The sequence below is a fragment of the Streptomyces sp. NPDC057302 genome (genome assembly GCF_042667685.1).
Taxonomy (GTDB): domain Bacteria; phylum Actinomycetota; class Actinomycetes; order Streptomycetales; family Streptomycetaceae; genus Streptomyces.
Genome location: NZ_JBHUZJ010000030.1, coordinates 59,087 through 81,514, shown reverse-complemented (window position 1 = coordinate 81,514; position 22,428 = coordinate 59,087). Strand labels below are relative to the sequence as shown.

Genomic DNA, 22,428 nt, shown 5'->3' with positions numbered 1-22,428 from the left:
CTTTCTGCAGCGGAACGGTTAAGAGAAGGCGAAGCCCACGAGTGCGGGGATCCCTGGCAAGTCGAGCAAGAGACGTCCGCCGTCGACCTTGGTCGACGCCTCGGACCTGCTGTTGTCTTCGTCGTCGAAGAACCCGTAGCCAGACGTCGCGAGGCCCAAAGCACCCGATGTGACAGCTACGTTGTCGGCTGCTGTTTCACTGCTGACCACCCAGTTGATCAGAGGGTTTCCCAGTTGCGCGGCGTCCTTGCCCGCATCCAAGGTCTGCGTACCGTAGGCGGCAATTTTCTGTTCGAGACCCATGGCCCCGGCTCCGGCACGCACTGCCTGGGTGGCAGAACGTCCGCCTTTGATGGCGGCACCGAGGCCCGGCACCACTCCCGCGGCGTCGGCTCCGAGCGAAACCACGTTACTGAAGAAGTCAGCGTCGAATTCGCCCTTGGTGAAGCCGTCCTTCAGCGACTCCCAGACAGCCGGATCCGACATTCGGGTGCCAAGCGCCGCAAGGCTCGTGGCTGATGCCGCCAACATCAGCGCGGCTGCTACCCCAAGGCCCAGAGGGCCAGTAGCCAGGATCGCTGCCAGCGCGAGGACCCCGGCAATGGCGCTGAGAATGTTCGGAAGGTTGTCTTTGATCCAGGCAAAGGTATCTTCGAGCCAACCAGGCTCATGCGGAGCCAATTTGTCCGTCGCGTCACGGATCTTCTCCGCGCGGTACTTGGACCTCTCGCTGTGCTCGCTCTCCAGGCTCCGTGCCCTGCCCAGAATCCGGTCGAGTTCCGCCTGCGCTTCCTCGACCTTGCCGTCCGCGAGCTTCTGCGCCTTCTTCGCGTCCTCCTGCTTCTTGCCCTTCTTGTCCAGGTCGGGATCATCACCGGCGGTCCCCGCGTGTCCCTTCGCGGCCTTCAAGGCTTCCCTGGCGTCCTTGGCCTTACCGTTCAGATCCCTTGCCCGGCGCTGGAAGTCGTCCAGGTCGCCTTCCCAGCGCTCCAGCTGCTTGGCGGCCTTCTCGATGGAGCGGGCGGCGTTCTTCAGGTTGAGGGTCAGCGGCCCTTCTTCGATGGTTTCGCGAAAGGCTACGGCTGAGTCGCCCTCCCAGTAGCTGCCGTCCATCAGCTTGGTGACGACCTTGCGGGTGTCGCGGAGGATGGTGACGCAGTTGCCCAGCTTCTTATGGAGCGCCTTTACGGTGTCGCAGTCCCCAGGGGTCGGGTCGAAGCCAAGATCCGGATAGGTGGAGGCGCTCGTCACTTCGGCACCTCAACAATGTCGTCCTTGGTCTTGCCCGCCTTGTTCATCGCCTTCGCGAGTGCGGCTTCGACCTCCATGAAGGCGTTCTTGTTCTGCTCGATGATTTTGCTGAGCTCTTCGGTCTGCTCACCGATCTGCTCCGCGCCGTACTTCCAGTCCCCCTGGAACTCCTCGCACGCCTTGTCGAGCTCATCCGTCCCAAGCCCGCCGACGGTCGCTCCGGACAGGGCACTTCGCAGCCCCTTCAAGGACGTGACTGATCCGTCGAGCAGCTTCATGAACCCTTCGAGTTCGACGGCGTCGACTCTCAGCTTCTCGGCCATTCCTACCCCCTGGGGTCGTCTCTGCAGCAGTGCGCGCCAGGGCCCTTGAATCCCGGTGGGCGAGGTGTCCTGAGTCAACCGACGCTATCTAGGGGGTATGCAGTTTCGCTAGTGCGAAGTTTGCGTCATAGGTGCGCGAAACTGCATGTACCGGGCAAAGCGTGGCGTGAATCGCATCTCGCGCGGAACCATGTCCGGGCCTCGGGCTTCAGGGGTACGCCGACCGGCCCATGCGGGGTAGGGCTGAGGTCCGATTCCCTTTCCCGCAAGGCCAGTTAGCGTCATGATCATGCGAATCGGATTGCTGGGAACCGGAAATGTCGCCCGTGCGCTGGCCACCGGCTGGGCAGCCGCGGGACATGACGTCGTGCTGGGATCACGTACCCCGAAAGAGCGAGGGGACAAGGAGGAGTTGCAGTCGTTCACCGTCGTCTCGCTTGACGAGGCCGCCGTGCACGGGGAGGTGCTGGTCAACGCCACGCCCGGTACGGAGTCGGTGGGGCTGCTGACGGGGATCGGCTCGGCTGCTCTGGCGGGGAAGGTGCTCGTCGATGTCGGGGTCGGGTTCACGGAGAGCATGGAGCTCTCTCATCCCAACTACAGCCTCAGTGAGGAGATTCAGGCCGCGTTTCCCGAGACGCCGGTGGTCAAGACGCTCGTCACCATGGATTCGGTGGTGATGACGAGTCCCGGGAGTTTGGAGGAGCCCGGCATGGTCTTCCTCTCCGGTGACGACGCCGCCGCCAAGCGGACGACGCGGCGGCTGCTCAGTGATCTGGGATGGCCCGATGCCGCCCAGCTGGATCTGGGCGGCATCGGGACCGCGCGGGGGCAGGAACACGCCGCGCTGCTGTTCATGGGGGTGGGGGACGCACTCGGCACGTACGGCTTCGGATTCAAGGTGGTGCTGCCTCGGGCCGCTTGAGCCCGGGGTGCGTACGCCGGTCATGGGCGCCGTCCCGGGCGCCCGTGACCGGCGACACGCGCTTCCGGCCAATCGGCCATCTCGTTGACGTGGCGTTCCGGTGTCGTCATGGTGTTGCCCGCAAGAAGGTCCCGGCGCAGCGGTCCGGGGGGACTCCGCGTCGGTGCCACGGGGGAGCACCAACGGGGGATTGATGCTGCGTATCCACTTCACCGACGCCGACCTTGCCCGCGTCCAGGTGGCCAGGGTCTTTGACCCGCTCTGGGAGACGGTGATGGCCCTGCACCGCCTGGTCGGACCGGGCCGCGGTGCGACCGCCTTCGCCGCCTGGCGCGAGCGTGCCCGTGCCGCACTGACCGAGAGCGAGAACGCGCGCGCCGCCCGCCTGTTGTTCGGGGTCGCACCGGCCGCGTCGTACTTTCCCGACTTCCTCACCCCGCCGGAGGGTGCGCTGGGGCTGTCGGCCGCCCTGGACGTCGTGCGAGGCACGGATGCCGCGCGGGTCCGCGACGAGGTGGTGCGCACCGTCGCGGTGTCGCCCGTGAAACGGGGCTTCGGTGACTGGACCCGGTCGCTCGCGAACGGTGACCGGGTTCGGCTCGACGAGGTGGCGGGGGCACTGCGGGGCGTGCACGGCGCGATCGTGCAGCCGGACTGGACAAGGGTCGGTTCCGACGTGGACGCCGACCGCGGGCTGCGCGCACGGGCTCTGCGCGATGGAGGTGTCGGGGCACTTCTCGACTCGATGCGGCCGACGATGGTGTGGGAGCCTCCGGTACTGCGGGCCGCCTATCCGCGTGAGTACGACCTCCACCTCGCCGGCCGTGGCCTGCGTCTCGTGCCGTCGTACTTCTGCTGGCGCACTCCGGTGGCGCTGGCCGACCCCGGGCTGCCGCCGGTGCTCGTCTACCCGGTCAATCGCAGTGAGCCTCGGCCTAAGGACCAGCGGTGCGGCGCCGCGCATGCCAGGGCGCTCGGCCGTCTCCTGGGGTGTACGCGGGGGCGGGTGCTCGCCGTTCTCGAAGAAGCGGCGACCACCGGCGAGGTCGCCCGGCGCCTTGCCGTCGCCCCCGCGAGCGCCAGCGCCCACGTGCGTGCGCTGCGGGAGGCCCAGCTGGTCTGCAGCGTTCGCGACGGCAGCACGGTGCTGCACACCCTCACCCCGCTGGGCAGGGCGCTGCTGTTCGGGGGGCTGCGGAACTGAACCGTGGCGTGTGTGACGCCTGTTCGGGTGGGTGGAACAACCCTGAGCTGCCCGTTTCGGGCTCTGCCGAACGGTGTGGCCCGTATCGGGACAGTCCGGGCAGACTGACGTGTGCACGGCGGGAGACCACGAGACCACGAGACCACCGCCGATGCGCCATCCCAGAGACAGAGACAGAGACAGAGACAGAGACAGCTACAGAGACAGCTACAGCACGGGGGAGACATGAAGATCGAAAGCATGGAAAGCGTCGGGACCAGTGGAATCACGCGACGCCTCGCGGGGGCGGCCGTCGCCTGCGCCGCGGTTCTGGCCGTGGGCGGCGCCACGGCGTCGGCACAGGCGACGGCGCCGACGCAGACGTCTGCGGAGGCGTCAGCTGCCGCCTATCAGTGCAACTACGGCGCGATCTGCGTGCACGGCTACAAGTGGGTGGACGGAGTCAAGAAGTACTACTGGGCCCAGCCGTACTACTCCTGCATCAACCACGGTCCGTGGACGAAGTTCCACCCGACGTCCTACATCAACAACCAGACCGACGGCACCGTCGCGAGGTTCAAGGACAAGGACAAGAGGACGATCCAGAAGACCGGCGGGGCCTACAGCAAGGGCAAGGTCAACAGCCCCGGCTCCACCTACTACGTCCAGCCCTGCTGACGTCACCTCAGCCTGTGCGGGCCGCCGGAGCGATCCGGCGGCCCGCACGTGCGTGGTCGGCCAGTGGGGTCAGTGGGTCAGCCCGCCGGGGAGTCGCTGACCTTGCCGACCGGGCTGATCTCCAGCTTGGTCGCGCCCTCGCCGTCCGAGGCCGGGAGCGTGCCCGCGGGCCAGTCGACGGTGACGTGCTTGGTCTCGTTGGGGGGTGTGACGACGAGGCTGGTGATGCGGACGCCGGAGCCGCCCGTGTTGTTGTACGGGAACGTGATGTTGAAGGCCGCGGACTCGCCGTCCTTCAGGACCCCGGGCATGGGCGACTCGCCGTTGCGGTCCACAGAGAGGGTGTCGCCCGTGGACGCCGTCAGGTCCACTCCGGCGTAGCCCTTGACGGTGCAGTCGCGGCCGCCGCCGTTCTTGAAGACGACGGTGACGATGCCTTCCGTCTTGTCGGTGGTGTTGTCCGTGGCGCTCACTTCGAGCTCGTCGGTGCGGCAGATGCCGGTCTTGCCGTTGGCGGTGTCGTTGTCGCCGGTGCCTGCGGCTGTGCCCTGGGTGGATCCGTCGCCGCCGGAGGTCCCTTCGCCGCCCTTGTCCGCTGACGTTGCGGGCGCGGTGGTCTTGCTGTCCGCCACCCCGGTGTCGTCGCCGTTGCAGGCGGTGAGCGAGAGGGCGGCGACGAGTCCGACGACTGCGGCGACGGCCTTGCGGGTGTGCTTCATGGGATCCCCCGGAGTGGTGCTGCTGTTCAGTGGCGATCACAGCTAAGGGGGCGGGGTCCTGCGGGGGCAAGGAGCGTCGGGGCATCCGGGACGCTGGAATGGATTTATGGGTCTGACCTGCGAGGACGTGCCTTGCTTGGGATGGTGAGGTGGGACGGTGGAGGCTCTCGTTCCGGCTGTGTCCCGCTACTCGACGCCCTCCACGAAGTGGTCGAACTCGCCTGCCTGTACGCCGAGTACGAAGGCGTCCCACTTGGCCTGGGTCGTGGTCACGACGTTCTCGGGGTCGCTGGTTTCCCGTAGGTAGACGGCGTCGTCCTCGCCGTACGCGATTTCGATCCAGGGGCCTGGGCCTTCCTCGCCCTCGGGGGCGGCGCGGATCCAGTCGAGGTTCGGGGGGATGGCTTCGGGCATGGGGCGGTCCTTTCTGCGGGGGCGGGGGCGGGCGAGGTTGTGGATGAGGTCCCGCGACTCTTCGGTGCCGAGGGCTGTGGCTTTCAGCCGGTCGAGCAGTAGTCGGTACTGCGCCAGTTGCGCCTCGGAGTCGATGAACACGGGGCCGTGCGACTGGTCCAGCTGCGCGGTGTCCAGCGTGGGCACTGCACCGTTGACGTAGTACACGGATGGTCCGGAGCCGGGGTAGGGCCCGGCGCCGAACGGCATCACGTGAATGGTCACGTGCTGGTGCTCGCCCACGGCAAGAAGGTGCTGAAGCTGGGCCCGTGCCACGTCCGGGTCGCCGCGGCACCGCCACCGGACACGCGCACGAACCCGGCAACTCCCCACCCCGAACGGAGACTTCCATGCTGCCCACAACCGTATCCCCGCCCTGGAGCTACACCCTCACCCTCCCGCACGACCCCCGCGCCCCCGGCATCGCCCGCGCCACCCTCCGTGCAGGCCTGCGCCGATGCCTGGGGCGGCTATCTCCTCGGCTCCGGTGGCAGCGGGAAACTGCTCTGGGCCGAGGTCGGCGGTGATCCCCCGCAGGTACAGGTGTCGCCTCTACACTGATCTGCGGTGGACTCCCGCGCGGTGAGGGGTGGTTGACGGTGCGTAAGACGTGGCTGGTCGCGGCCGTCGGCATCAGTGGGGCGATGAGCTTCATCGCCCTGCTCGTCGTGGGGACGTACATGGCTGCCGGAAGCATCGCCAACGGGGGCGGGCAGGGGAACGTGGGGCTCGCGAAGGGGGCCGTTCCCAGTACCTATCAGCCCCTCGTGCAGAAGTGGGGCAATCTGTGCAAGGCGATCAATCCCGCGCTGCTCGCCGCTCAGCTTTATCAGGAGAGCGGGTTCAATCCGAACGCCAAGAGTCCGGCCAAAGCCCAAGGAATAGCGCAATTCATTCCGGGGACCTGGGCCACGCACGGGGTCGACGGTGACGGTGACGGGGACCGCGACGTGTGGGACCCGCAGGACGCCATCCCGTCCGCCGCCTCGTACGACTGCAAACTCGCGAGTTATGTGAAGGACGCCCCGGGGAGTCCGACGAAGAACATGCTCGCCGCGTACAACGCGGGCGCCTACGCGGTCATCAAGTACGGCGGCGTACCCCCGTACAGCGAGACGCAGAATTACGTGAAGACCATCACGGACCTGGAGAAGAGCTTCGCCAGGCCCACCGGCAGGGTGCAGCCCTCGCAGCAGGCGGCAGGGGCCATCTACTACGCGCAGAAGAAGCTCGGCACGCTGTATCTGTGGGGCGGAAACGGCACCGCCGAGCAAGGCGGACGCTTCGACTGTTCCGGCCTTACTCTCGCCGCCTACCGCAGCGTGGATATCGATCTGCCGCGCGTCGCGAACGACCAATACAACGCGGGACCACATCCGAAACGGGACGAACTGCTCCCGGGCGACCTGGTGTTCTTCTCGGACGACCTCACCAATTCCCGCGCCATCCGGCATGTGGGGATTTACGTGGGCGGCGGCTACATGATCAACGCCCCCCGGGCCGGTGCGGTGATCCGGTTCGACCCGATCGATACGCCGGATTATTTTGGCGCGACCCGCGTCACCGAGGACGGGGCGAATGCCGTGCCCGACAAGTTGTCGGCCGCCTGAGGGGGGCTGCGGGAGGCCTTCGCGGAGTGTGTGCGCGGGGGTGATGTGGCTTGAACTCTCCGTCAGTACACTTCTCTGAGCTGCGGCGATGAGTCTCTCTTCGATAACGTCTGCGTGATCATTCGGTGGAGAGTGGAACGTAGTGAAGGGGACTGCGCGTTCCCTTGACTGAAGAGCGCGACCACCCAGTAGCGAGCGGCATTGACCACGCAGCAAGCGGCACTGAAACACGGGGGTTGATGGAAGGGCGCACGGCAAGGTGCGTCCGAAGCGAGGAGACAAGGGGCCCCAGCACCATGGCTGGACTCGATACAACCGGGTCGAACCCCGACGTCAGCCTGCTCTACGACATCAACGGCCTGGCTGAGGATTCGCCGGACTGGCTGGCAAAGTCGGTGGCATTCGTCGGCGAGTACGGACTGCTGCTCGCTCTTGTTCTGCTCGTCCTCTGGTGTTGGTGGGGACAGCGAAAGCGGGGAGCGCTCGATGACGCGGCTTCCTCCGTCGCCGCTGTTGTCTGGGCGCCGTTGGCGGCCGGGATCGCTGTCCTGGTGAATGTGCCGATCCGTGGATTTGTCGAGCGTCGTCGCCCTTTCAAGGACCATGACGGCCTGGATCTCCTCGTACACGGAAAGACCGACTTCTCCTTCGTGAGCGATCACGCGACGCTCGCGATGGCTCTGGGTGTCGGGCTTTTCGTGGCCAACCGGAAGTTCGGCCTTGTCGGCATCTGCCTCGCCTTGCTCGAAGGCTTCTGCCGGGTGTTCATGGGCGTGCACTATCCGACGGACGTCGTGGGCGGATTCGCGCTCGGGACGGCTGTCGCCCTGCTGCTTTCGCCGCTGGCGATGGCTGCGATCACGCCTGTGGCGAAGGCTGTCGGGCGGTCGGGGCGGGGTGGGTGGCTGGTGTGGGCGAAGCCGGGGGAGGCTGTGGCGGAGTTGCCTCGGCGGGCTGCTTCCGGGCCGGATCGACGGGACCTTGCGGCGTAGCGGGCGGGTCTTCGGCCGCCGCTCCGTCCGCCTCCGCCTCATCCTCCGCCTGGCGGCGCTTCAGTAGCCACCAGCCTGTGCCTGCCGCTGCCGCGGTCACTCCTGCGGAGGCGGCGGTGAGGGGGCCCGCGGCCGGGTGCTCGGCTTCGGTGGCGGCGTGGGCCGCGGGGGTGGCCAGGGCCAGGAGGGCGGCGGTGGCCGCGGCGGTCTTCGCTATTCGGGGGGTCATGCGTCTAGGGCAGTCGGGTTCCGGGGAGTAGGCCACCTGAGGGCGTGTCGGGGGAGCTGTTCGGGTTGCGGAGGCGGCCGTATGGGGTACGGATCTGTCCCCGACCCCGCCCCTTCCCGAAAACCCGCTCCGGCGCGGGGGCCTTGGTCGCCGTCATCACCGGCTCCGCCGAGTCCGTCCTCAAACGCCGGACGGGCTGTTCTCGAACGCCGGCCGGGCTGGAGCCCTACAGCGCCTGCGGGAAGTCGAAGAAGCGCTTCGGGTCGTACTGCTTCTTCAGTTGCTTCAGGCGGGTCGCCGCCGAACCGTAGTACGCCTCGCGCCAGTTGCTCAGGGTGGGGTCCGCGTAGTTCTGGTACGCCGCCCCTGACGCGTATCGGGTCATCGCTCCGTGGGCCGTTTTCAGCCATGCCTGGGCCGGCTTGCCCGAGGTGCCGGGGCGCCAGGACGCGATGTACTGCGCCAGCATCCGCGAGCGGCGGTGCACGAAGGCCGTGGCCGTCGGGTCCACCCGGTTGATCGCGCCGCCGAGCGCCGTCAGCGCGATGCTGCCCCCGCTCGCGCCCGTCACGTTCACCACCTGGGAGAGGAGTGTGCGGATGCCCGCCGCCGACAGCGAGCGGTCGAAGAAGTCCGAACTTGCCGCGTACGTCTCGCGGTTCAGGACGCCCTGCGGGTTCCGGCCGGGCGTCGCGCCCGGCAGGTGGCACTGGGCGTCCGCCGAGAAGGACGAGCAGCCCGCGTAGACCTCCATCGACTCCTCGTACGAGCGCCGCTTGAGCGAGACGCTGCGCGCCGGGGCGCCGATCTTGTCGGCCAGGCGGTCCACCGCGTTCTGGAGCTCCCCGTACGTCCCGAGGGAGAAGCAGGCGACCGAGACCGTGGGCGTGCCGCCCGGCGTGTTCGCCAGGTGCGCGGACGACCAGATCTCGTCGGGCTGGTCGGGGCCCCACTCCTGCCACGCCTTGATGACCGCCGCCGCCTTCGACCAGGGCCAGGTCATGTACGCCGAGACGCCCTGCGGGGCCGCGTGGGTGCGGAAGGTCAGTTCCGTCACCACGCCGAAGTTTCCGTTGCCCGCGCCCCGCAGCGCCCAGAACAGGTCCTTGTTCTCGCTCCTGCTCGCCGTCAGCTGCTTGCCGTCCGCCGTGACGAGCGTGGCCGACGTGAGGCTGTCGCAGGTCAGGCCGTACGCCCGGGAGACCACTCCGTGGCCGCCGCCCAGCGTCAGGCCGGAGACGCCGACCGTGGGGCAGGAGCCCGCCGGGATCGTCACGCCCTTCGCGGCGAGCGCGCGGTACACGTCGATCAGCTTCGCGCCCGCGCCGACCGTGGCCGTCGAACCACTGGCGCGGGTCTTGTTCAGTTTCGACACGTCGATGATCAGGCGGCCCGTGCCGGACGACCAACCCCCGTAGGAGTGGCCGCCGTTGCGTATGGAGACCGGGACGTGGTGCGCGCGGGCGTAGGTCATGGTCGTGCGGATGTCGTCCGGGTTCGCCACGTACGCGACCGCCGTCGGCTTGAGGCTGTCGTAGCGCGTGTTGTAGAGCTGACGGGCCGCCGCCCACTTCGCCTCGCCCGGCTTGACCAGGGTGCCGTCCAGGTCCTTGGCGAGGGCAGTGAGGTTCGCCGCGGCGGACGCCGCCGCGCTCGACGTGCGGATGGGCGTGCTGGAGCGCGGGCCTCCCGTCGTACTCCTGGAGGCACTGCCGCCGGCGCCGGCGCCACCGCCTCCGCCGGAACCGGTGCACCCCGCGGCCGTGAACGCCGCCGCTGCCGCCGCCGTCGTGCTGATGAACGTACGTCGCTCCATGACCCGCCTCCCGTTGCTTCCCGGAGTACGAGACGGGCTGCGGGGCCCCTGGGTTCCGGTGAACGGAAAGGGGAGTTGCCGGACTAGGGAGATCTGACTACGTGTCCGACATGTGGGATTCCGCGTCCGTGCGGGCCTTGCTGCGGGCTCTGCGCGCGGGCCCGCGCCAGCCGCAGCTGCACCGGGCCGCGCAGAAGCGGCCCTGCTCGACCGTCGTCGTGCGGTGGGGTTCGTCCTGTTGCTCCTCGGCCACGTCACCACCGTACCCACGCCGGGTGAACCCTCTTACGCGTTACGGGTCAACGTACCGGTCGTTACACGGAACGACAGGGGGCTACAGCACCTCGCGGGAAGGCTTGGGGGTAGTCGGCGATGGGTCAGCAGCACAGGCGCACGGGCGGAGCGGTCGTCACGGCCGCGGCGGTGGGTCTCATGGCCGTCGCCACGGGCTGTTCGGGGGGCGGAGCCGCGGCCGACGACGGGCGCAGCGCCTCCGAGGGCGCCGTCGACGTGGTGCGGGACTCCGCCGACGCCCTTGTCCGCGCGGGGAGTTCCAAGGCGCGTACGTCCATGGAGATGGCCAGCGGCGGGACCCGCGTGACCATCCGTGGGCACGGCTCGTACGACTTCAGGCAGCAGGTAGGGCGATTTGTCGTGGTCCTTCCGAAGGATCCCGCCGGGGCCGAGGAGCATCGCCCCATCACCGAGCTGATGGCCAGCGGCGCGCTCTACATGAAGAACCGGGGCGCCGGGGTGCCCGCCGACAAGTGGGTGCGGATCGACACGGCGTCGCTCTCGGACGGCAACCTGGTCACCGGCGGTGCCACCGACCCGCTCGCCGCGGCGGAGCTGCTGCGGGGCGTGCGCAAGGCCTCGTACGTCGGTGAGACGGCGGTGGCGGGCGTGAAGGTGCGGCACTACCGCGGGACCGCGGACCTGCCGCGCGCCGCGAAGGCGGCTTCCGAGGGGCAGCGGCGGGCCCTGGGGGCGGCGGCGAAAGGGTTCCGCAAGGGCGGGGTGCCGTTCGACGCGTACCTCGATGAGCAGGGACGCTTGCGCAAGCTGCGGCAGCAGTTCAGTGTCGCGAACGCGGAGGTGGCGTCGACGACGCTGCTGTTCGACTTCGGGGTGCCGGTGGACGTGCGGCTGCCCGCGAGCGAGGACATCTTCGCGGGGAAGATCGCGGAGAAGTAGGGGCCCGGCTAGTCGCGCCCGGGGGTGTGGAAATGGTCCGTCCGTGCCATGCGCGGTGTGTAGGCCGATCCCTACTCTAGGAAGTCGTTACCGGCAGGAAGCAAGGTCAGGAAGAGGTGATGAACGTGGCTCTGGTGCGCGGTACGACTGTTCAGGACCACGTTGCCCTTGCCGAGATCGAGCTGTGCGGCGAACTCATCATCGCGGCGAGCACCGCCGGCGAGGATCGGTTGAGTGCCGACCGGATCGACGAGGTCCTGAACGTCGCCACCGACGTGGAACAGCTGGGCAATGTCCGGGACTAGTCCCGGTGCCGGGGGCGAGGGCCTGGGCCCCGCCGTCGCCTCCCGGCGAGAGCCTCACGTCCGCATCGTGCGGAAGCCTCAGGTCCGCATCATGCGGGCGATCGCCTTGGTGGCTTCCTCGACCTTCGCGTCGATCTCGTCGCCGCCCTTGACCGCCGCGTCCGCCACGCAGTGGCGCAGGTGCTCCTCCAGGAGCTGGAGGGCGAAGGACTGGAGGGCCTTCGTGCCCGCCGAGACCTGGGTGAGTATGTCGATGCAGTAGACGTCTTCCTCGACCATCCGCTGCAGGCCCCGGATCTGCCCCTCGATGCGCCGCAGGCGCTTGAGGTGCTCGTCCTTCTGCTTGTGGTAGCCGTGGACGCCCTGGTCGTGACCGGGCTCGGAGGGCGCTTCGGTGTTCATGGCCACACCGGCCGCATCGGTGGTCGTCATCGCGTCCTCCTGCTCGGACTGCTTGGACAGTCACTCTTCTGGGCAGTCATAGAAAAGCCACTGGCTCAACTGGCTTCCTATACCCCTAGTGGGTATAGAATACTCGATTGCTCGGGGGGCGTGCTGATCACTGTGCCTGATGGGCGACACTGGGGTCTGGCCGGTTAGCCGTGGCCGGATGATGCGCCTAGCATCAGCCTGACCGAATCCAAAGCACCCCGAGGACCCCACGTGCGCTTTCGTCTGACCCCCAGGGAGACGAGCTTCTACGACATGTTCGCCGCTTCTGCGGACAACATTGTCACGGGCTCGAAGCTCCTGATGGAACTGCTCGGGGCTGACGCCTCCGCCCGAGTCGAGATCGCAGAGCGTATGCGGGCCGCGGAGCACGCTGGAGATGACGCGACACACGCGATCTTCCACCAGCTGAACTCCTCCTTCATCACGCCCTTCGACCGCGAGGACATCTACAAGCTGGCGTCGTGCCTGGACGACATCATGGACTTCATGGAGGAGGCCGTCGACCTGGTCGTTCTTTACCAGGTCGAGGAGCTCCCCAAGGGAGTCGAGCAGCAGATCGAGGTCCTGTCGCGAGCCGCCGAGCTCACGGCCGAGGCCATGCCGAATCTGCGGACGATGGACAACCTCACCGAGTTCTGGATCGAGGTCAATCGTCTGGAGAACCAGGCCGACCAGATTCACCGCAAGCTTCTCGCCCAGCTCTTCAACGGCAAGTACGACGCCATAGAGGTGCTGAAGCTGAAGCAGATCGTCGACGTGCTCGAAGAGGCGGCCGACGCGTTCGAGCACGTCGCGAACACGGTGGAGACCATCGCGGTCAAGGAGTCCTGAGGCCCCTCCATGGACACCTTTGCTTTGATCGTGACCATTGGCGTCGCGCTCGGATTTACGTATACGAATGGCTTTCACGACTCTGCGAATGCCATCGCCACTTCTGTCTCCACCCGTGCGCTGACGCCACGCGCGGCACTCGCCATGGCCGCCGTCATGAACCTCGCCGGTGCCTTCATGGGCAGCGGGGTCGCCAAGACGGTCAGCAAGGGTCTGATCGAGACGCCCCATGGCAACAAGGGAATGTGGATCCTCTTTGCCGCCCTGGTGGGCGCCATCGTCTGGAACCTCGTCACCTGGTACTTCGGGCTTCCCTCCTCCTCCTCGCACGCACTGTTCGGTGGAATGGTCGGAGCCGCGCTCGCCGGTGGGATCGGGGTGATCTGGTCCGGAGTGCTCGACAAGGTCGTCATTCCGATGTTCATCTCGCCCGTCGTCGGCCTTGTCGCCGGTTATCTGGTGATGTGCGCGATCATGTGGATGTTCCGGAAGTCCAACCCGCACAAGGCAAAGCGCGGATTCCGTATCGCGCAGACGGTGTCGGCGGCCGGTATGGCGCTCGGACACGGCCTTCAGGACGCGCAGAAGACCATGGGCATCGTCGTGATGGCCCTGGTCATCTCCGATGTGCAGAGCGCCGACGCGCCCATTCCGATCTGGGTCAAGATCTCCTGTGCGCTGATGCTCTCGCTCGGTACGTACGCGGGTGGCTGGCGCATCATGCGTACGCTCGGCCGGAAGATCATCGAGCTTGACCCGCCGCAGGGATTCGCCGCCGAGACCACCGGCGCGGGCATCATGTTCACCACCGCTTTCATGTTCCACGCGCCGATCTCCACCACGCACGTGATCACTTCCGCGATCATGGGTGTGGGCGCCACCAAGCGTGTGAACGCGGTGCGCTGGGGCGTCGCGAAGAACATCATCCTGGGGTGGTTCATCACCATGCCCGCGGCCGCAATTGTGGCCGCCGTCAGTTTCTGGATCGTGAATCTCGCGTTCCTGTAACCGGCCGCAAAAGCAAGCTGCAACGGAAAGGCCCGCCCCCGGGAGCCAGGGGCGGGCCTTTCTTTGTTGCCCTTACGGTGGCACCGCCATGCAGCACCGCAAGGAGTCGGGGAAATACCCGGGTCGTGGCCTAGCCGAAACGGCCCGAGATGTAGTCCTCGGTGGCCTGCACGGACGGGTTGGAGAAGATCCGCTCCGTGTCGTCGATCTCGACGAGCTTGCCGGGCTGGCCGACCGCCGCGAGGTTGAAGAACGCCGTACGGTCGGAGACGCGGGCCGCCTGCTGCATGTTGTGCGTCACGATGACGATCGTGAAGCGCTCCTTCAGCTCGCCGATCAGGTCCTCGATGGCGAGCGTCGAGATCGGGTCCAGGGCCGAGCAGGGCTCGTCCATCAGGAGCACCTGGGGCTCGACCGCGATCGCCCGCGCGATGCACAGGCGCTGCTGCTGGCCGCCGGAGAGGCCGGATCCTGGCTTGTTCAGGCGGTCCTTGACCTCGTTCCAGAGGTTGGCGCCCTTGAGGGACTTCTCGACGATGGCGTTCAGCTCGCTCTTCTTGTACGAGCCGTTGAGCCGCAGGCCCGCCGCCACGTTGTCGAAGATCGACATCGTCGGGAACGGGTTGGGGCGCTGGAACACCATGCCGATGGTGCGGCGCACGGCGACCGGGTCGACACCGGGACCGTAGAGGTCCTCGTCGTCCAGGAGCACCTTGCCCTCGACGCGGCCACCGGTGGTGACCTCGTGCATGCGGTTGAGGGTGCGCAGGAAGGTGGACTTGCCGCAGCCGGAGGGGCCGATGAAGGCCGTCACGGAGCGGGGCTCCACGGTCATCGAGATGTCCTCGATGGCCTTGTGGGCGCTGTAGTAAGCGGTCAGGCCCGATACGTCGATTCGCTTGGCCATGGGGATCACTGCTTTCGAAGGGGTACGAGAAGGTCGCTGATATGGCCGCGTCAGCGGCCCGTCTTGGGGGCCTTCCAGCGGGCTACGCCGCGGGCCGCCATGTTGAGGATCATGATGAAGCCGATGAGGGCGAGCGCCGCCGCCCAGGCGCGGTCGTAACCGGCCTGGTTGCCCGCCGCGTACTGCTGGTAGATGTACAGCGGCAGCGAGGCCTGCGAGCCTTCGAACGGGTTCGTGTTGATCATGGGGTTGACCCAGACCAGGAGCAGCACCGGCGCGGTCTCGCCCGCGATACGGGCGACCGCGAGCATGACGCCGGTCGTGATGCCGCCGATCGCGGTGGGCAGGACCACCTTGAGGATGGTCCGCCACTTCGGGATGCCGAGGGCGAGTGACGCCTCCCGCAGCTCGTTCGGGACGAGCTTGAGCATCTCCTCGGTGGAGCGCACGATCACCGGCATCATCAGGATGGCGAGCGCCATGGCGCCGGCCCAGCCGGAGAAGTCGAAGCCCAGGATCAGGATCCAGAAGCTGAGGACGAACAGGCCCGCGACGATCGAGGGGATGCCGGTCATGACGTCCACGAAGAACGTGACGACCTTGGAGAGCTTCCCGCGCCCGTACTCGACGAGGTAGATCGCGGTGAGCAGGCCGATCGGCACGGCGATGACGGAGGCCAGGAGCACCTGCTCCAGGCTGCCGATGATCGCGTGGTAGATGCCGCCGCCGGGCTCGTCGTCGGCGACCACGCCCATGGAGTGGGTCAGGAAGTAGCCGTTGAAGACGTTCGAGCCGCGCTCGACGGTCTCGTAGATCAGCGAGGCGAGCGGGACGACGGCGAGCAGGAACGTCACCCACACCATCGAGGTGGCGAGGCGGTCCTTGGCCTGGCGGCCGCCCTCGACGGTGACCGCTGCCGCGTACGAGACGAGGATGAAGAGGATGGCCGCGATGAGGCCCCACTGGATGCGGCTGTCCAGGCCCGCGCCCACCCCGATGCCGATGCCGACGGCGGCGGAGCCGAGCGCGACGACGGCCGGGGTCCAGCGCGGCAGGCGCGCGCCCTGAAGGCTCGTGGGCTTGACGATGGTGGCGCTCATGCGTTGGCCCCCGAGTACTCCTTGCGGCGCGCGATGATCATGCGGGCCGCGCCGTTGACCAGCAGCGTGATGATGAAGAGGACCAGGCCGGACGCGATGAGCGCGTCACGGCCGTACTCGCTGGCCTCGTTGAACTTGCTCGCGATGTTCTGCGCGAACGTGCCGCCGCCGGGGTCGAGCACGGACGCGCCGATGAGGAAGGTCGGGGAGAGCACGGTGGCCACGGCGATGGTCTCGCCGAGCGCGCGGCCAAGGCCCAGCATCGAGGCGGAGATGACGCCGGAGCGGGCGAAGGGGAGCACCGACATGCGGATGGTCTCCCAGCGCGTGGCGCCGAGCGCGAGCGCGGCCTCCTCGTGCATCTTCGGGACCTGGAGGAAGACCTCGCGGCTCACGTTCGTGATGATCGGCAGGATCATGATGGCGAGCAGGATGCCGACCGTCATCAGGGAGCGCGGGGCGCCGCCCTGGTACTCGAAGACGCCGGTCCAACCGAAGTAGTCGTCGAGCCAGCTGTAGAGGCCGGTCAGATTGGGTGCGACCACGAGGGCGCCCCAGAGGCCGTAGACGATCGAGGGCACGGCGGCCAGGAGGTCGATCACGAAGGCGATGGGGGTCGCCAGCTTGCGCGGCGCGTAGTGCGAGATGAAGAGCGCGATGCCGATGGCCACGGGGACGGCGATCACCAGGGCGATCACCGAGCTCACCACGGTGCCGAAGACCAGGACCGCGATGCCGAAGTACGGCTTGCCGCCGGTGGTGGCACCGGCCGGGTCCCACTCGAAGGTGGTGAGGAAGTTGCCCGTGTTGTCCGAGAGCGCGAGGGCCGCCCGGTAGGTCAGGAAGGCCGCGATGGCGGCCATGATCACGAGCAGCGTGATGCCGGAGCCGCGGGAGAGGCCGAGGAAGATCCGGTCGCCGGGGCGGGTCGCGCTGCGGCGGGGGCGCTTCGGGGTGATGCCCGAGGGCCGTACGTCGTCGAGGGGTGGGGGTGCTGTCGTACTGCTGGGTATATCCATGGGATTCTCCGGTCTGCGGAGCCAATCACCGCTTTTTCAGCGGGAGTTGCTCCTGGCGGCGGTGCACCGGACGGTGCGGCCGGCCCTGACTCACGGGGCCGGCCGCACTCGGTTCAGCTAGCTCAGGCCCGCGACGGTCGTGCGGACCTTGGAGATGATCTCGGCCGGGATCGGCGCGTAGTCGTTCTCCTTGAGGACGTTCTGGCCGTCCTCGCTGGCGATGTAGGTCAGGAAGGACTTGGTCGCGGCCAGGGTCTCGGCCTTGTTGCCCTTCTCGCAGAGGACCTCGTACGTCACCAGGGTGATCGGGTAGGCGCCCTCGGCGGTGGGCTTGTAGTTCAGCTCCAGGGCGAGGTCGTTGCCCTTGCCGACGACCTTGGCCTCGGAGATGGCCTCGGAGGCGTTGTCGACGGTGGCCTTCACCGGCTCCTTGGCGTCGGTCTGCAGGTCGACCGTGCTGATGCCGTCGGAGGCGTACGAGAGCTCGAAGTACGAGATGGCGCCGGCGGTCTGCTTGACCTGGCCCGCGACACCGGAGGAGCCGTTGGCGGACTGGCCGCCCTTGGCCTCCCAGGACTTGCCGGGCTCGTGCGACCAGGCGGAGGGGGCCGCGCCCTTGAGGTACTTGGTGAAGTTGTCCGTGGTGCCGGACTCGTCCGAGCGGTGGAACGCCTGGATCTTGGTGCCGGGCAGCTTGGCGTCGGGGTTGAGCTTCTTGATCGCCTTGTCGTCCCAGGTCTTGATCTTGTCGTCGAAGATCTTGGCGAGGGTCTCGGCGTCCAGGACGAGGTTGTCCACGCCGGGCACGTTGTAACCGACGGCGATCGGGCCGCCGACCATCGGCAGGTCGATGGCCTGGCTGTTCTTGCAGACCTTCTTCGACGCCGCGATCTCCTCGGGCTTCAGCGCCGAGTCGGAGCCCGCGAAGGCGGTCTGGCCCTGCATGAACGCGGTGATGCCGGCGCCCGAACCCGTCGGGTTGTAGTTCAGCTGAACGTCCTTGCAGGTCGTCGAGTAGACCTTGCGCCAGGCGTCGATGGCGTTCTTCTGCGCGGACGAACCCGATGCGGCGAGCTGGCCCTTGGCGTCGTCGCACTTGATGTTGGCGTTGGCGTTGGTCTCCTTGCCGGTGCCTCCGTCGCCGCCGCTCGTGTCGTCGGAGCCGCACGCCGTGAGGGCCAGGGCGCCGGAGACGGCGATGGCGCCGAGGGAAAGGGCGCGGAGCCGGTTCTTGCGCTGAAGCTTCACTTTCGGGTCTTCCTTCCGGGAGCCGCCGGCCCTTTGCTGGCGGCGTGCAGGGTCTTCGTCGTGCGGTGCTGCGGGTTCTGCCGTACTTCGGTACTTCGGTTCTGCGGTCTTACGTTGTGTTGTAAGGCTGAAATTAGGCAGGGCAGGTGAAGTGACCAAAGGGCATGAGTGAACGGAGGGTGAACCTCGGCGGTCGGCCTGGTTAGGCGACGTGCTACGGAACGTAGCGGATCTGTTACGCCGGGTTGAGCACGCCGAGCAGGGCGTCGACAAGCTGCTGGTCGCGGGGTTGCGTGAGGCGGTTGCGCGCGGCCGTCGGCGAGAGCCACAGGATGCGGTCCACCTCGTCGTTGGGCGTGAAGCGGCCGTCGGCCACCTCCGCCGCCCAGTAGCTGACCTCTTTGGGGCGGCCCTGGGCCACGTAGCGGACCGTGGGGAGGCGGGCGCCGGGGGTGCAGCGGTGGCCGGTTTCCTCCTCCACCTCGCGCAGGGCGCCCGCGAGGGGGGTCTCGGCTCGCTTCAGCTTGCCTTTCGGGTGCGACCAGTCGTCGTACTTCGGCCGGTGGACCAGGCAAATCTCCAGGCGGCCGTCATAGGGGGAGTGGCGCCACAGGACGCAGCCCGCGGCCCGTACGACCTCGCCCTCGGCGTGTGTCACCGGGTGCTCACCGCCTCCGTCTCCCGGAGCCAGGCCTGGTGGAAGGCGAACCGTGCGGCTTCCACGTCGTGGCGTTGATCGGCGTGCAGGACGCCCAGGGCGTATGCCGTCGCCGGGGCGATGCGGGGGGTGCGGGCGGCCGACGCCGCTGCCGACGCGGCGTCCGCGGCCTCGCGGTGGCGGTCCAGGGCGTGGCCCGCGTCCGCCAGGCGCGGATCCGTGCCGGGGCCTCCGGTGAGGACCTCCTGGGCGTACCTGTGCAGGCGCAGGAGGGCGCGGGTCTTCAGCCAGGGGGCGTCCTGGGCCTCGGGGGCCTCTGCCGCGGCGAGGCCGTGCGTCAGCGCTTCCGCGTTGTACGGGTGGCCCGCCTGGCCCAGGGGGAGCGCGGCGACGGCTTCGGCGAGGTTCTCCTCGGCCTTCGCGGCCAGCGGCTTCAGGTCCTCCGCGGCTCTGGCCAGAGGGACCTCGCTCGCCAGTACGGCGACGTTGTCCGCCACCGCGTGGAAGCGGGAGGAGCCGAAGGCTTGGAGGGCTGCGGAGTGGGCCCGGGTGCGGGCGAGGGTGAGCTGGCGCTCCAGGAGTGCGGCTGCCTTGGCTGCGCCCACCGTCAGGCCTCTCGGCGTACCGCCCTGTTCCTCGGCGCCCGGCGTCGAGGGCTGTGCCCACCCTCCGCCACTCTCCACTCCGTTCGAGCGGGGGGACCCCCATCGCCCCGCGGAACGCCTGCCCACAGCCAGGACATCGGCATGGGCCGTGGGCGGCGGTACGACCGGCGTGCCCGACAGGCGGTGCAGTGCGTCCAGCAGGCGTTCCAGGCGGGTCGCGTACGCGTGTTCCCGGGCCAATGTGCCGGAGAGCCACGCCAGTTCGGGGCGCAGGCCTGCCGCCCACTCCTGGTCCAGGAGCGGGCGGAACGTGTGCAGTGTGCCGCCGATGCGGCGGGCCGCGCGGCGCAGGGCTCGGGCCGCCTCCAGGGACGCCTCCGCGCCCTGCGCGTCCGTCGTCGACTCGCGGTGCAGCCGCAGCGAGCGCAGGAACTCCGTGGCCTGGCCCTGAAGATGGGCCGACAGGACATCGCCTGTCGTCGTCTCATGGTTTAGCTGTGCCACGCCGGCGCCTCCGGGCGTCAATGAGCATCTCCTGTACGTTCCGCAGGGGCTGGCCCTCCGGATCGAGGGCGTGCCGGGTCCAGTTGCCGTCCGCGCCCAGGTGCCAGGAGGCGGTGGTGTCCGACATGCCGGTCTCCAGGAGCCGGTTCAGCGCCGCCCGGTGTGCCGGGTCGGTGACCCTGACCAGTGCCTCGATGCGTCGGTCGAGGTTGCGGTGCATCATGTCGGCGCTGCCGATCCACACCTCGGGCTCGCCCGCGTTGCCGAAGGCGAAGACGCGGGAGTGCTCCAGGAAGCGGCCGAGCACCGAACGCACCCGGATCGTCTCCGAGAGCCCCGCCACTCCTGGCCGCACGGCACAGATCCCGCGTACCCACACGTCCACCGGCACGCCCGCCTGCGACGCGCGGTAGAGCGAGTCCACGACCGCCTCGTCGACCATCGAGTTGCACTTGACGCGCACATAGGCCGGGCGGCCCGCGCGATGGTGCTGGATCTCCTTCTCGATGCGCGAGACGAGCCCGTCGCGCAGGGACTTGGGGGCGACGAGGAGACGCCGGTAGGTCTCGCGGCGCGAGTAGCCCGAGAGCCGGTTGAAGAGGTCGGACAGGTCGGCGCCCACCTCCTGCTTGGCGGTGAGCAGCCCCAGGTCCTCGTAGAGACGTGCGGTCTTGGGGTGGTAGTTGCCCGTGCCCACGTGGGAGTAGCGGACCAGGGTCTCGCCCTCCTGGCGCACGACGAGCGACAGCTTGCAGTGCGTCTTCAGGCCGACGAGGCCGTAGACGACATGGCAGCCCGCCTCCTCCAGCTTCCGCGCCCACTTGATGTTCGCCTGCTCGTCGAAGCGCGCCTTGATCTCGACCAGGACGAGCACCTGCTTGCCCGACTCGGCGGCGTCGATCAGCGCGTCGACTATGGGGGAGTCGCCCGACGTCCGGTACAGCGTCTGCTTGATCGCCAGGACGTCCGGGTCGGCGGCGGCCTGCTCCAGGAAGGCCTGGACGGACGTGGAGAAGGAGTCGTACGGGTGGTGCAGAAGTACGTCGCGTTCGCGAAGGGCGGCGAAGATGTCCGGTGCGGACGCCGATTCCACCTCGGCGAGGTCGCGGTGCGTGCCCGCGATGAACTTCGGGTACTTCAGCTCGGGCCGGTCCAGGGACGCGATGCCGAAGAGTCCGGTCAGGTCGAGCGGACCCGGCAGCGGATAGACCTCCGCCTCGCTTATCTTCAGCTCGCGCACGAGGAGGTCCAGGACGTTCCTGTCGATGGACTCCTCGACCTCAAGGCGCACCGGCGGCCCGAAGCGGCGCCGCATGAGCTCCTTCTCCAGGGCCTGGAGGAGGTTCTCGGCGTCGTCCTCCTCGACCTCCAGGTCCTCGTTCCTGGTGAGCCGGAACATGTGGTGCTCCTGGATCTCCATGCCCGGGAACAGCTCCGCGAGGTGCGCGGGAGCGGCGATGACGTCCTCGATGGGGACGTACCGCTGGGGGGAGGCCTCAAGGAAGCGGGAGAGCAGCGGCGGCACCTTCACGCGCGCGAAGTGGGTGTGCCCGGAGACCGGGTTGCGCACGACCACGGCGAGGTTGAGCGAGAGCCCCGAGATGTACGGGAAGGGGTGCGCCGGGTCGACCGCGAGGGGGGTCAGGACGGGGAAGATCTGCTGCCGGAAGAGCGTGAAGAGGCGGGACTGCTCCTTCTCGGTCAGTTCGTTCCAGCGGACCAGGTGGATGCCCTCGTCGGCGAGGCCGGAGGCGACGTCCTCCTGGTAGCAGGCGGCGTGCCGGGCCATGAGTTCGCGCGAGCGGTTCCAGATCAGTTCGAGGACCTCGCGGGGCTGGAGGCCCGAGGCCGAACGGGTGGCGACGCCGGTCGCGATGCGCCGCTTCAGGCCTGCCACCCGGACCATGAAGAACTCGTCCAGGTTCGAGGCGAAGATCGCCAGGAAATTAGCCCGTTCGAGTAGCGGGGTGTTCGGGTCCTCGGCGAGCTCGAGGACGCGTTCGTTGAAGGCGAGCCAGCTGCGCTCCCGGTCCAGGAAGCGGCCCTGCGGAAGCTCCTGGCCGTCGTGTCCTACCTGGCCGTCCTCGTCGTACGCGTCGAGATCCGCGTCGATGTCGGGGTCCAGGTCGGAGACCGCGGCCGACAGCGTGTGCGGGCGGTGCGCGGCGATGGAGCCGACGGAGGGCTGGGGGTGTGTGATGGTGCCGTGGCCCGAAGGGTCTCCGTCAAGGGCGGTGGTGGGAGACGGGTGGGACTGACCTTGCGCGCTGGGCTGGCTCATGGCCCCATTGTTCCGCGCGGGGACCCCGATGGGCGCGTCGGAGAGAGCCGGGGTGAGGCGAAGCTTCCCGTTCATGGGGGGAGGGTCGGGCACGGCAGGCTGCATTGAGCGAGGGTCGCAAGCCAGTCTGAATCAC

23 protein-coding genes and 2 pseudogenes are annotated in these 22,428 nt (G+C 68.2%); 10 read left to right on the top strand and 15 right to left on the bottom strand.

Going from position 1 to position 22,428, the window contains the following annotated elements:
- Positions 1–18: 18 nt before the first annotated feature.
- On the bottom strand, positions 19–1,251 hold the full coding sequence (locus ACFUPX_RS21830) for a putative T7SS-secreted protein (RefSeq protein WP_383324889.1): 1,233 nt from the start codon (positions 1,249–1,251) through the stop codon (positions 19–21).
- The gene (locus ACFUPX_RS21825) at positions 1,248–1,574 is read right to left on the bottom strand and encodes a hypothetical protein (RefSeq protein ID WP_383324886.1); all 327 of its coding nucleotides are present in this window, start codon (positions 1,572–1,574) and stop codon (positions 1,248–1,250) included. Before ACFUPX_RS21825 ends, ACFUPX_RS21830 begins: the two co-directional genes overlap by 4 nt.
- A gap of 289 nt (positions 1,575–1,863) precedes the next feature.
- On the opposite strand from ACFUPX_RS21825, the gene ACFUPX_RS21820 reads away from it, so the two are divergent.
- The 3 genes from ACFUPX_RS21820 to ACFUPX_RS21810 all read left to right on the top strand — a co-directional run bounded on the left by ACFUPX_RS21820 (position 1,864) and on the right by ACFUPX_RS21810 (position 4,360).
- Positions 1,864–2,499: an NADPH-dependent F420 reductase gene (locus ACFUPX_RS21820; RefSeq protein WP_383324883.1), complete on the top strand. Its 636-nt coding sequence runs from the start codon at positions 1,864–1,866 to the stop codon at positions 2,497–2,499.
- A 193-nt stretch (positions 2,500–2,692) separates the two neighbouring features.
- Complete coding sequence (locus tag ACFUPX_RS21815; RefSeq protein ID WP_383324880.1) at positions 2,693–3,703, top strand: helix-turn-helix domain-containing protein; 1,011 nt, start codon at positions 2,693–2,695, stop codon at positions 3,701–3,703.
- 225 nt (positions 3,704–3,928) lie between these two features.
- Entirely contained in the window at positions 3,929–4,360 is a 432-nt protein-coding gene (locus ACFUPX_RS21810; protein WP_383324877.1) for a hypothetical protein, read from the top strand.
- A 77-nt stretch (positions 4,361–4,437) separates the two neighbouring features.
- On the opposite strand, the gene ACFUPX_RS21805 is transcribed toward ACFUPX_RS21810, so the two are convergent.
- The 3 genes and pseudogenes from ACFUPX_RS21805 to ACFUPX_RS21795 all read right to left on the bottom strand — a co-directional run.
- Positions 4,438–5,079: a DUF4232 domain-containing protein gene (locus tag ACFUPX_RS21805; RefSeq protein ID WP_383324874.1), complete on the bottom strand. Its 642-nt coding sequence runs from the start codon at positions 5,077–5,079 to the stop codon at positions 4,438–4,440.
- A 186-nt stretch (positions 5,080–5,265) separates the two neighbouring features.
- Complete coding sequence (locus ACFUPX_RS21800; RefSeq protein ID WP_383324940.1) at positions 5,266–5,493, bottom strand: DUF397 domain-containing protein; 228 nt, start codon at positions 5,491–5,493, stop codon at positions 5,266–5,268.
- A gap of 51 nt (positions 5,494–5,544) precedes the next feature.
- Positions 5,545–5,865: pseudogene (locus ACFUPX_RS21795) on the bottom strand (Scr1 family TA system antitoxin-like transcriptional regulator); the annotation flags it as partial.
- A 17-nt stretch (positions 5,866–5,882) separates the two neighbouring features.
- On the opposite strand from ACFUPX_RS21795, the pseudogene ACFUPX_RS21790 reads away from it, so the two are divergent.
- The 3 genes and pseudogenes from ACFUPX_RS21790 to ACFUPX_RS21780 all read left to right on the top strand — a co-directional run.
- Positions 5,883–5,987 (top strand): annotated as a pseudogene (locus ACFUPX_RS21790) (ATP-binding protein); the annotation flags it as partial.
- Positions 5,988–6,131: 144 nt separating this feature from the next.
- Positions 6,132–7,142 (top strand): NlpC/P60 family protein, encoded by a 1,011-nt coding sequence (locus ACFUPX_RS21785; protein WP_383324871.1) that lies wholly within the window; start codon positions 6,132–6,134, stop codon positions 7,140–7,142.
- A 296-nt stretch (positions 7,143–7,438) separates the two neighbouring features.
- Positions 7,439–8,134, top strand: a complete 696-nt coding sequence (locus ACFUPX_RS21780) for a phosphatase PAP2 family protein (protein WP_383324868.1) — start codon at positions 7,439–7,441, stop codon at positions 8,132–8,134.
- 455 nt (positions 8,135–8,589) lie between these two features.
- Here ACFUPX_RS21780 and ACFUPX_RS21775 read toward each other — a convergent pair whose 3' ends face one another.
- Both ACFUPX_RS21775 and ACFUPX_RS21770 read right to left on the bottom strand, forming a co-directional pair.
- Positions 8,590–10,179, bottom strand: coding sequence for an FAD-binding oxidoreductase (locus ACFUPX_RS21775; protein WP_383324866.1), 1,590 nt, complete (start codon positions 10,177–10,179; stop codon positions 8,590–8,592).
- A 97-nt stretch (positions 10,180–10,276) separates the two neighbouring features.
- A complete protein-coding gene (locus tag ACFUPX_RS21770; protein WP_383324863.1) occupies positions 10,277–10,432 on the bottom strand; it encodes a hypothetical protein in 156 nt (51 codons plus the stop codon).
- A 119-nt stretch (positions 10,433–10,551) separates the two neighbouring features.
- Between ACFUPX_RS21770 and ACFUPX_RS21765 the strand changes: the two genes are divergently transcribed.
- Both ACFUPX_RS21765 and ACFUPX_RS21760 read left to right on the top strand, forming a co-directional pair.
- The gene (locus ACFUPX_RS21765) at positions 10,552–11,373 is read left to right on the top strand and encodes a hypothetical protein (protein ID WP_383324860.1); all 822 of its coding nucleotides are present in this window, start codon (positions 10,552–10,554) and stop codon (positions 11,371–11,373) included.
- A 119-nt stretch (positions 11,374–11,492) separates the two neighbouring features.
- A complete protein-coding gene (locus ACFUPX_RS21760; protein WP_383324857.1) occupies positions 11,493–11,678 on the top strand; it encodes a hypothetical protein in 186 nt (61 codons plus the stop codon).
- A 78-nt stretch (positions 11,679–11,756) separates the two neighbouring features.
- On the opposite strand, the gene ACFUPX_RS21755 is transcribed toward ACFUPX_RS21760, so the two are convergent.
- Positions 11,757–12,110, bottom strand: a complete 354-nt coding sequence (locus ACFUPX_RS21755) for a metal-sensitive transcriptional regulator (protein ID WP_383324854.1) — start codon at positions 12,108–12,110, stop codon at positions 11,757–11,759.
- Positions 12,111–12,341: 231 nt separating this feature from the next.
- On the opposite strand from ACFUPX_RS21755, the gene ACFUPX_RS21750 reads away from it, so the two are divergent.
- Positions 12,342–12,962 carry a DUF47 domain-containing protein gene (locus ACFUPX_RS21750; RefSeq protein WP_383324851.1) on the top strand — a complete coding sequence of 207 codons (621 nt, stop codon included), beginning with the start codon at positions 12,342–12,344 and terminating at the stop codon, positions 12,960–12,962.
- A 9-nt stretch (positions 12,963–12,971) separates the two neighbouring features.
- Entirely contained in the window at positions 12,972–13,970 is a 999-nt protein-coding gene (locus ACFUPX_RS21745; protein ID WP_383324848.1) for an anion permease, read from the top strand.
- Positions 13,971–14,100: 130 nt separating this feature from the next.
- Here ACFUPX_RS21745 and pstB read toward each other — a convergent pair whose 3' ends face one another.
- From pstB to ACFUPX_RS21710, 7 genes are all read right to left on the bottom strand, one after another.
- On the bottom strand, positions 14,101–14,877 hold the full coding sequence (pstB, locus tag ACFUPX_RS21740) for a phosphate ABC transporter ATP-binding protein PstB (RefSeq protein WP_351168352.1): 777 nt from the start codon (positions 14,875–14,877) through the stop codon (positions 14,101–14,103).
- A 50-nt stretch (positions 14,878–14,927) separates the two neighbouring features.
- The gene (gene pstA / locus ACFUPX_RS21735; protein ID WP_383324845.1) at positions 14,928–15,977 is read right to left on the bottom strand and encodes a phosphate ABC transporter permease PstA; all 1,050 of its coding nucleotides are present in this window, start codon (positions 15,975–15,977) and stop codon (positions 14,928–14,930) included.
- Positions 15,974–16,996 (bottom strand): phosphate ABC transporter permease subunit PstC, encoded by a 1,023-nt coding sequence (pstC, locus tag ACFUPX_RS21730; RefSeq protein ID WP_383324842.1) that lies wholly within the window; start codon positions 16,994–16,996, stop codon positions 15,974–15,976. The genes pstA and pstC overlap by 4 nt, the downstream gene beginning before the upstream one ends.
- Before the next feature lie 117 nt (positions 16,997–17,113).
- The gene (gene pstS, locus ACFUPX_RS21725) at positions 17,114–18,244 is read right to left on the bottom strand and encodes a phosphate ABC transporter substrate-binding protein PstS (RefSeq protein WP_383324839.1); all 1,131 of its coding nucleotides are present in this window, start codon (positions 18,242–18,244) and stop codon (positions 17,114–17,116) included.
- A 235-nt stretch (positions 18,245–18,479) separates the two neighbouring features.
- On the bottom strand, positions 18,480–18,902 hold the full coding sequence (locus ACFUPX_RS21720; RefSeq protein WP_383324836.1) for an NUDIX hydrolase: 423 nt from the start codon (positions 18,900–18,902) through the stop codon (positions 18,480–18,482).
- Positions 18,899–20,011: a CHAD domain-containing protein gene (locus ACFUPX_RS21715; RefSeq protein ID WP_383324834.1), complete on the bottom strand. Its 1,113-nt coding sequence runs from the start codon at positions 20,009–20,011 to the stop codon at positions 18,899–18,901. Before ACFUPX_RS21715 ends, ACFUPX_RS21720 begins: the two co-directional genes overlap by 4 nt.
- The gene (locus ACFUPX_RS21710) at positions 19,992–22,397 is read right to left on the bottom strand and encodes an RNA degradosome polyphosphate kinase (protein WP_383324831.1); all 2,406 of its coding nucleotides are present in this window, start codon (positions 22,395–22,397) and stop codon (positions 19,992–19,994) included. Before ACFUPX_RS21710 ends, ACFUPX_RS21715 begins: the two co-directional genes overlap by 20 nt.
- Positions 22,398–22,428: the final 31 nt, after the last annotated feature.

Excerpts from the sequence above, each read along its gene's own strand:
- ACFUPX_RS21755 (WP_383324854.1), bottom strand. The coding sequence starts at position 12,110 with ATGACGACCACCGATGCGGCCGGTGTGGCCATGAACACCGAAGCGCCC.
- ACFUPX_RS21710 (WP_383324831.1), bottom strand. The coding sequence starts at position 22,397 with ATGCAGCCTGCCGTGCCCGACCCTCCCCCCATGAACGGGAAGCTTCGC.
- ACFUPX_RS21810 (WP_383324877.1), top strand. The coding sequence starts at position 3,929 with ATGAAGATCGAAAGCATGGAAAGCGTCGGGACCAGTGGAATCACGCGA.
- pstA (WP_383324845.1), bottom strand. The coding sequence starts at position 15,977 with ATGAGCGCCACCATCGTCAAGCCCACGAGCCTTCAGGGCGCGCGCCTG.
- ACFUPX_RS21765 (WP_383324860.1), top strand. The coding sequence starts at position 10,552 with ATGGGTCAGCAGCACAGGCGCACGGGCGGAGCGGTCGTCACGGCCGCG.
- ACFUPX_RS21745 (WP_383324848.1), top strand. The coding sequence starts at position 12,972 with ATGGACACCTTTGCTTTGATCGTGACCATTGGCGTCGCGCTCGGATTT.
- ACFUPX_RS21780 (WP_383324868.1), top strand. The coding sequence starts at position 7,439 with ATGGCTGGACTCGATACAACCGGGTCGAACCCCGACGTCAGCCTGCTC.
- ACFUPX_RS21775 (WP_383324866.1), bottom strand. The coding sequence starts at position 10,179 with ATGGAGCGACGTACGTTCATCAGCACGACGGCGGCGGCAGCGGCGGCG.
- ACFUPX_RS21800 (WP_383324940.1), bottom strand. The coding sequence starts at position 5,493 with ATGCCCGAAGCCATCCCCCCGAACCTCGACTGGATCCGCGCCGCCCCC.
- pstC (WP_383324842.1), bottom strand. The coding sequence starts at position 16,996 with ATGGATATACCCAGCAGTACGACAGCACCCCCACCCCTCGACGACGTA.
- ACFUPX_RS21825 (WP_383324886.1), bottom strand. The coding sequence starts at position 1,574 with ATGGCCGAGAAGCTGAGAGTCGACGCCGTCGAACTCGAAGGGTTCATG.
- ACFUPX_RS21805 (WP_383324874.1), bottom strand. The coding sequence starts at position 5,079 with ATGAAGCACACCCGCAAGGCCGTCGCCGCAGTCGTCGGACTCGTCGCC.
- pstB (WP_351168352.1), bottom strand. The coding sequence starts at position 14,877 with ATGGCCAAGCGAATCGACGTATCGGGCCTGACCGCTTACTACAGCGCC.
- ACFUPX_RS21815 (WP_383324880.1), top strand. The coding sequence starts at position 2,693 with ATGCTGCGTATCCACTTCACCGACGCCGACCTTGCCCGCGTCCAGGTG.
- ACFUPX_RS21760 (WP_383324857.1), top strand. The coding sequence starts at position 11,493 with ATGAACGTGGCTCTGGTGCGCGGTACGACTGTTCAGGACCACGTTGCC.
- ACFUPX_RS21820 (WP_383324883.1), top strand. The coding sequence starts at position 1,864 with ATGCGAATCGGATTGCTGGGAACCGGAAATGTCGCCCGTGCGCTGGCC.